The 2,654-nt window shown below is 58.7% G+C and carries 1 protein-coding gene and 1 pseudogene; both read left to right on the forward strand.

Annotated elements, in window-relative coordinates:
* Nucleotides 1-1,902 (forward strand): annotated as a pseudogene (locus EXE44_RS15475) (DUF499 domain-containing protein); the annotation flags it as partial.
* Nucleotides 1,899-2,534, forward strand: a complete 636-nt coding sequence (locus EXE44_RS15480; protein ID WP_008441842.1) for a hypothetical protein — start codon at nucleotides 1,899-1,901, stop codon at nucleotides 2,532-2,534. The pseudogene EXE44_RS15475 and the gene EXE44_RS15480, both read left to right, overlap by 4 nt.
* Nucleotides 2,535-2,654 lie beyond the last annotated feature (120 nt).

A 2,654-nucleotide genomic window follows, 5' to 3' on the forward strand; every position in this document is an offset into this window, starting at 1 on the left:
ACCATCCTCTGGAAAAGTATTGTCTCCGGGGGGAACCGCGGTCGTGGTGTAACTCGTCGGAAGCTTTGGGAGATGATTCTGGAGCCGGGCGTCGAACTTGACCACTACCGTGACGCTCTGAAAAACCTGAACGAGACGGGCTCGAACCCGGACACAGAGGCGTTCTTCCTCTATGAGACGGAGAACGGTCTCCTTCGGTTCAAGGGAGAGCCGAAGATTTCGAAGCTCATCACCAACGAGGCGCAGCAAATCGAGCCCGGTGTCGCTCGCAACCGTCTCGAACAGACGATTCGAGGTGCGCTTGGCGGTGGTGTCTTCGAGACTATCTACGACCCGCAAGCACCCTACGAGGTCCCAGACGACTACGAAACAGTCCGTCTGTGTGTGATGGGCTTCGACGCGGTGACCGTCACGAGCGACCTTGACGAGCCTCCCGAACTCCTCCAGACGCTGGCGAACAAGACGGGGAACTCGCCGGGGTCCGAAAAGAAGCGAGTCTACCGGAACAACATCGTGTTCCTCGCTGCTGGCGAGCAGGAAACAGACGGGGCGCTTGACCATGCTCGCCGTGTCAAAGCGATGGAACGGGTTCTCAACGGCGAAGCATGGGAGGCCGAGCTCAACAGCGCTCAGCGTGATGACCTCGACGAGCGTCTCCAGAAGGAATCTGCTCTTCTCGGTGAATCGGTCCGGCAGTCCTATCGGCACCTCTACTACCCGGACTCTAGTGGGCTGTCGAACGAGACCATCGACTCCGTCAACGACAGCTCAGACCTCCACGACATCGTCTTCGAGAACCTCGAAAGCCTCGACAAGCTCATCACGCAGGACGAGGGGGCACTCGGGACGACATGGTTCCGCAACCGTATCTGGCAGTCGGAGCCGGACTCGATGACGACGCTGGACATTCGCAAGCTCGTCGCGAAGCGGACGGACATCCGCATTCTCCTTGACCCGAGACCGCTTCGAGCCACCATCCGAGCCGTGACGACCAGCGATATGTCGACGTACGTGTTCTGGGACGACACGGTCGACGAGGGGTACTGCTCGGAAGGAATGACCGTGAACACCGCCGAAGGTGAGAAAACGCTCTCCGAGGCCGAGCAGATGTCTACGGACCTTCCAATGTCGAGTGTCCTGATTAGCGACGACCACCACGTCTTCGGCGACGGAGAGAAGCTGCTCGCCGAACACGACCTCGACTTCCCCGAGGATACCGAAGAAGAAGGCGAAGACGAAGGCGGCTCGGAAGGCGGCAGCAGTGCTGGGACTGGTGGCACGGCCGGAGGAACGGGCGGTGGTGGGACCAGTGGTGGAGTCAGTCCGCCACAGCGTTCCGAGCTGTCGTTCAACGCCAGCACGGACTCCCCGAGTGCAATCACGGGCGCGTTCTCGGACGTGAACAGCGCTATCGACCAGAAGAAGATGAGCCTACAAGACAACTACGATGTGTCCAGCAGCGACATCGTCGTCGAGGTCGACACCATCGAAATCGAACTGGAGGGCGACCAAGTCTGGGAGCGAGCGTGGTTCATCTCGAACAAGCTCAAAGATTTAGATAGTATAGGGGAAGCAACCTCCATCGTGTTCGAGTACGTCGCACAAGGAACGGACACCTCTTCCAGCGTCTTCGAGGCTGGCTTCGAGGGGTCCGCAGCGGAGTTCGCCGACCACTTCGGAACGAATCATATTCCGGAGAGCTTCATCAGCGCTGGTGGGGACTCGGAAGGCGAGGCTGTCCTCATCATCGATACGGAGTCGATTCAGGACAACACCCGCGAGGCAACACTCGACGTGCTACAGGAGGCACTCGAAGGTCTCGGTGGGATTAACAACGTCGAGCTGGTGGTCTCTGGAGTTGTGAAAGAGGCGTCGGAGCAGAGTGAAGAGGTGAGCGCATGAGCATCGAGGCGGAGTCATTCGCCTACGGCAGCAGTATGTACGGCGGCCGGCCGACGTTCGCTTTGACGCGTCTGCTGGGTGACGACGCCGGCCTCACGCTGTACGAGCTAATTCCCGAAGACCTCGCTGACGGTCGCCAGAAGCGATTCAGTAAGGCGAACAGTAACCGGAAGCTCATGAGGGCCGGTATCACGGACGCGATTCCGGACGCACAGGAAGACTCAACTGGCGTCCTTGACTTCTCCAGCGTTGGGGCCCCCTCAGCCCGCGCACCTAACGACTGGCAGTGGAACGATTGGTGTGCCCTGAAAATCACGACTCTATCCGACAGCCGACAACAGGCCGTTCACCGACTGGTTCGCGACGTACTGAACGACAGTGGAGTTGACCCTGACTTCGTAATGCGCGGGGAGGGTTCGGCCGTGCTCTCGGAAAGTAGTGGAATTCGGCTGACAATCGCGTTTCTCGCGATGAAGCGGCTTCAGAAGTACGAGAAGCTGACTACCGTCGCCGACAGCATTGCCCGGATGAGTCTGGAGGAGTGCTACTACTGGCACGCGAAGTGTCGGTCTCCATCCAGTCCGAACGGTGTGAAGGCGCTACGAGTGCTGCTTGCCGACCATCTCGAATAATCCAATGTCCGAAAATACCAATGACGAGAGTGACGAGTTGAAGAATTTGAAAATCGAAGGGCCACTACCGACCAAAACGGTGGGGATAGAAAGCGTGAAGGAAGGCAATCCAGAATCGAT

It is taken from the genome of Halorubrum sp. SS7, assembly GCF_005435055.1.
Lineage (GTDB): Archaea > Halobacteriota > Halobacteria > Halobacteriales > Haloferacaceae > Halorubrum > Halorubrum salinarum.